The organism is Dyadobacter sp. LHD-138 (assembly GCF_030929615.1).
Lineage (GTDB): Bacteria > Bacteroidota > Bacteroidia > Cytophagales > Spirosomataceae > Dyadobacter.
Genome location: NZ_JAVFVU010000124.1, coordinates 1 through 704, shown reverse-complemented (window position 1 = coordinate 704; position 704 = coordinate 1). Strand labels below are relative to the sequence as shown.

Annotated in this window: 1 protein-coding gene; it reads left to right on the top strand. The window is 37.4% G+C overall.

From position 1 onward, the window contains the following. Positions 1-203 precede the first annotated feature (203 nt). Positions 204-563: a hypothetical protein gene (locus RB622_RS30215; RefSeq protein ID WP_308050573.1), complete on the top strand. Its 360-nt coding sequence runs from the start codon at positions 204-206 to the stop codon at positions 561-563. The last annotated feature ends 141 nt before the right edge of the window (positions 564-704 follow it).

Here is a 704-nt window from a genome sequence, read left to right as displayed (position 1 = left end):
CCAGAAAATCATTAAACGGAGCCAGTTTTAGTAGTACTCAAAAACTATGTGAACATATAAAAGCTTATGTAGATTCGGTTAACCAAAACCCAATTCCATTTATTTGGAAGAAAAGAGAGGTTAAAGGAAGTCAACTGAAAAATAATATAGCTAACTTTCGCAATTAGACACTAGGTAGGCAGGCTTATCAACAGATATGGCAAATGGCAAATGATTCCATTAACAGTTGGAAAACTAATAATTTAAATGGATGGCGTGGGGACCCTAATAGTGTTGAAGCTCAATTGGATACAATGGTTTGTATCAATAACAAAGCGGACAAGGTGATAATGGCCAATTTGGGGCGAGTATTCTCAGTAAACGCCAAGTTAGATGCAATTGGTTTTTTCTATGGGGTAAAGATAAAAGGAGGATGGTATTTTTTTAGCGGCCCCACTGCCTACATCACTCGCGATGAAGATTCATTGAATACTCCTACAAGTTTTACTAAACTCCACGAGGCCGCAATACAAGAGGTATTTGACGTGGTTCCGTTTTGGTTTACACTTTTGCGGGTTAATTAAATTTTAAAAATCTCAGTTCTCATCGAGACTGTAAAATGAACTCTGTCTAAAAGTTTTAACTTTAAGACAGAACATGGAAAAGACGGAATTCGAACAGATGCGCGATAAGGCGCTCGAACAGTTGATGAAAGGACAATCATT

Bases quoted from the DNA above. Each gene is read 5' to 3' on its own strand.
- RB622_RS30215 (WP_308050573.1), top strand. From the start codon at position 204: ATGGCAAATGATTCCATTAACAGTTGGAAAACTAATAATTTAAATGGA.